The sequence below is a fragment of the Haloactinopolyspora sp. genome (genome assembly GCF_027324685.1).
Lineage (GTDB): Bacteria > Actinomycetota > Actinomycetes > Jiangellales > Jiangellaceae > Haloactinopolyspora.
The window spans coordinates 1-4,481 of record NZ_DAHVSH010000049.1 but is presented as its reverse complement, the minus strand read 5'-3'; the positions used below and the strand labels follow the sequence as shown (position 1 = coordinate 4,481).

1 protein-coding gene and 1 pseudogene are annotated in these 4,481 nt (G+C 65.8%); both read right to left on the bottom strand.

All coding sequences use genetic code 11. The annotated features are described in order from the left end of the window. A pseudogene (locus M6444_RS06535) lies at positions 1–1,844 on the bottom strand (hypothetical protein); the annotation flags it as partial. Then, the gene (locus M6444_RS06530; protein ID WP_298324485.1) at positions 1,841–4,435 is read right to left on the bottom strand and encodes an ATP-binding protein; all 2,595 of its coding nucleotides are present in this window, start codon (positions 4,433–4,435) and stop codon (positions 1,841–1,843) included. The gene M6444_RS06530 and the pseudogene M6444_RS06535, both read right to left, overlap by 4 nt. Between the last annotated feature and the right edge of the window lie 46 nt (positions 4,436–4,481).

The following is a 4,481-nucleotide window of genomic DNA, read 5'->3' as shown; positions in this document are numbered from 1 at the left end:
CCGCCGGCAGCCGCCAGACCCTTACCCGCAGCCTTGAGCGCACCGGACTTGGCGACGGCCGCTCCACCCTGCGCCACCAGGGAGCTACCACCGGTGACGAATCCCAGCGCAGCGGTTCCAGCCAACTTCTTCGCGCCCTTGATCGCGCCCGCCCGGACCATGGCACCACCGGTGGCCTTGGCCGCGCCACCGGAACGACCGCGGCTGCCCGCAGACATCACCACGCTGCCGGGTCCGCTGAAGCCGCCCTCACGCCGACGTCGCATCATGCTGTGTAGGTGGCGGCCACCGGTTATGTCGCGTTGTACGTCCATGGCGGTGTGGAATCGGCCCATGCCGGCCATCAAGCCTCCGCTGTTCGCGGCCTTACCGAACCCTCCGCCGCCGCCTCCGCCTGGCGTCATCTTCGACATGGCTTCGGCCATCTTTTCGTTCGACTGTGAGACGGCCTTGCGGCCTCGCCAGAAGATGATCAAACCGATGACCAGCAGGACGTCGACAAGCATGAACGTGCCGATGCGTTCACCGAACGAGTTGCCAGCCTGATCGCCGAAGATGTACTGGATGATCACCATGAACGTGCCGAGAAAGATGATGGCGAACACGAGCGTCAGTAGGGCGGTCGCCGCCGAGCCGATCGTCACCCAGAGAGAACGACGCGCGCCCATTGGAAGGATCGCTACGAGCAAGGCCAGCAGAACCTTGAAACACTGGACGATCGCGTTGACGCCAGCCAGGACGACGGCACCCGCGATGACCAAGACCACGAGTCCGAGGAAGCCCACGGTCGGTCCGAGGAACCACTGAGTGAGAACCCCCTGCAGATTGGCCTGATTCTCGAACTTGTCCTCGTCGCCATAGACACAAGCGCCCGGCACCTTCCATCCCTCGTCGAGGTATCGAGCGTCCTCGCCGACAGCTTCGGCAGCCCGTTCGCCGTACGGCCCCGGCACGCGCTCCCGGATCTCCTGCGCAAGTTCTTCACCGCGCCCGTTCTCGCCATCCCCATAACGGGAGACGTATGCCAGCACGAGCGCATAGGCATCCTGGCAGTCGTGGTAGCGCGGGTGGTCTTTCGCGACCGGCTCACCGTTGTCATTGCGAGGAACGAGGATCTCTCCGAAGTTGACCAGCTGCACTGGATACCAGATGAACGAGGTGACGATGCTCTCGCCGGGTGTCATCGGATCAAACTCCGGCTGGCTCTCGTCGGCTTCGTTTTCGCTCTCGACCCTCGAGTCGAGTTGGCCGACAATGTCGGTCCCGAAGTCACGGGACTCGTAGATGAGGCCGCCTCCGTCGTCGCCGCCGAGCATCACGTCCAACGGGGAGTACGCCGCCAGCGGCGTGGTGTCCGTGTCGGTCGCGCCGATCGATGCGATGGCGTAGTTGGTGATGATCAGAGCGAGAAACAACTCCGCGATCCCCTGTGCCCAACGCCCCCGGGCCATCCAGATGACACAGATGAACGCGGTTATCACCAGCATCGTCGCGTACAAGTTGTAGTTGCGGAGAATCTCCTGTAGAACGTCTTGGATCGCATCGAACGGCGCCCGGATGGCGTTCAGCCAGCCAAGCCCCATCGCAAAATTGGCGAACCAGGAGACTATCCACACACAGGCCGTGTAGATCGACCACATCATCTCCATGATGAATCGGAAGAAGACGGAGTCGAGTTCGGTCAGGCCACCTCCGGGCAGCGCCAGCTGAATGTCGGAGATGGAAATGCGGACGTCCCCGCCCCCGGGAATGGAGCGAGTGTATTTGACGCTGTCGAAATCCGTGCTGGTCAACACGGCGGACGTCCGATAGCCCGCCGCGTGAACCAAGCCGGAGACGCTCATGGCCGGGCCGCCTCCTCCATCGCCCCCGTGAGCTGGGTCGGTGCCGGCTGCTCCAACTGTGGTCGACGTCGGTTAGCCGACGCGGTGATCGCGACCTCGGGCGGTGAGGTCTTCATCGCCTCGAAACGCTCGGGCCGTGACGGCGGCATGATCTTGACGCGAGCGACGTTGCCCAGCGCATCACGCATCAACGCTTCACCGCGGCGCATGTCGGGCACGCCGTCAGCGCCGACCGGGCTCGTGTGCTCGGTGATGAGCGACACGAGCGACTCGTCCTCGGGGTCGAGGTCGAGCCAGCGCAAGCCGCGCTTGGCCAGCGTCTTGTCGCGGTGGCGCATGAGGATTCGGGTGGGGATGAGTCCGCGCAGCGTCGCGTCGCCGAAATCGGCTTCAGGGTCGTGGCTGCCCAGAGCGACGGCGGCTTGGTGCTTACGGCCGTCCCGGACGAACACGGTGATCTCGCGTTCTCCTTCGGGACTGGCGGTGACGTGGTGCGCCTCGTCCACGATGAACAGCGCCAGCTCCGAGCGGTTGTGGAAGCAGATCTGGCGTCCCATGCTGGCCATCAGCGCGTACATCGCGCGGCCGAAGATCTTTTCGAGCTTGAGCTGCTCGAACAGGTGCGCGTGCTGGATCTCGTCGCGGTCGGGCAGCTCGAGCGTCCGCGTCCAGAACACGATGGCGCGGTCGTCGAGCTCCAGCGGAGGCAGCGACGAGTCGAAGATGACTCGGCCGAAGTCCTTTCGAGCGAAGACGTTCATCAGCCGGCCCAGCTCGTAGGCCCCGTCGAGCGTGCAACTCTCCATCAAGTGAGCGGTCAAGCTGCCGAGCCCGCGAATACCGTGCCGGCTCAAGTAGCTGACCTCGAGGACGTCGGAGAGCAGCACTCCACGATCGGACGTGGGCGAGACGTTCAGCAGCGGCGTCAGGAACGACTGCGCCACCCGCGACCCGGTCTGCCGATCGAACACCCGCAGCGGATCCATGCTCATGGTGGGTTCGGCGACTGACACGACGGTGGGGCTGGTGAGCGCTTGAGCCATGGTGACCCACTCGCCGGACTCGGTGCGGTCGAGCGCAACGAACCGCCCGCCTCGGTCGAGGGTGTCGGCGGCGATCTTCTTCAGCGCGACCGACTTCCCGGCGCCGAGCTCGCCGGCGATGGCCAGTGACCCGGACACGTCGAGGCGACTGGTCGCACCGGCCGGGTCATGGTGCACGGCACCGACCTGACCGGTCGAGATGTTGAGCGCGAGCAGGCTACCCCGGTTGTCGCCGACATCACAGGTCACGACGGGTACGGAAGCAGAGAACGAATGCGACGTGGTGATCTGGGCGAACTCGCGCACCGACTTCGACAGCGGCGCGCCGGGCAACATCGCCCACCACAGATCTTCCTGATTGCCCAGCGGATGCGTGAGCTTGAAGCCCGACGCCCCGTAGAAGGACTGCAGCTCCTTGGCCTGCTCCATGACCTCGTCACCGCTGTGCCCGGCCACACAGAAGATCGCCGTCGCCTCGACCTCGACCTCGAGGTCGTCGGACGACAGCAGAGCCTCGTACTCGGCGAGGTCGCGGGCTGAGCGCTCGATGGCGTGCATGCCTGTGCTCAGTTGGCCTTCCTGCTGTAGGAACTGGTCGTTCAGGTTCGCCACCGCTCGTCGGTTACGCGCCATGACCTCTTCGCGCGAGCGGGTGTGCAGGCGCACCGCCCAGTCGACGTCGAGCCCGGCGTCGTCGACGCGGCCCAGGTACTCGCCTCCGGGAAAGATCATTCCGTCGGCTGGGGTGTCGGCCAGCGCCAGCATGCTCTGGTACGACGCTGCGTCGGGGTGATCCGGCTGGGTGATCTTGAGGTACTTCCTGCGCAGTGGGTTCCACGACTTGAGTTGGCGACGGTCCAACTCGGCCTGAGCGCCTTCATCGATGACCGCGTCGGGCCACAGCACGCCGTGCCGTGGCGTCAAGGCCGGCTCCCGGTCCACACGGGGCTCGGGCAGGTCCATGTCGGCGTACAGTCCGCGCTGCAGCGCGTGCTGGTAGAGCCAGACCAGCTGCGCGACCGTCGCGGGCTGCGGCCGGAAGACACCCGGGATGCCCGATTCCACCTTGCGCGCCTGCTCGGCACGGATCTTCAGTTCCGCGGGCGGTACGCCACCACGAGGTAGAGCGAGCTGGTCGCGGAAATCGTCGACCGCTGCCCGGACCGAGGCGCTCATGCCGCCGAACTTGCCGCCGTTGCGCAACGGGACGCTGAGCCAGAACGTCCGCTGCCCGAGCGAGAGCTCGTCCAGGGTTTCCAGCGTGGCCTCGCATTCCGCGGCCCACTCGGGGCAGTGTTCCAGTGGAACGTCCTGGATCATTCGCTCGACGATGGCCGCCGGATCCAGGGCCGCGCAGGTGCCCAGCAGCAACGCCTCACCCGGCAGCGACCTCAGCAGAGCCTGGTGGGCCGCGCGCACAGCGTGCTTGTCCTTGTCCGGGCGGAAGCCGTACGGCAGCGCGTTCAGGCGCCAGGTCGCCCACACTGTGCCGCCGCGTGCCCACATCATGTGACCGGCCATCGCCCGGGCCGGGCTCCGCATCGCCATCAGCGCACCACCTTTCGTCGTTCGTTGTCGTTCTGGTCGTCGACCA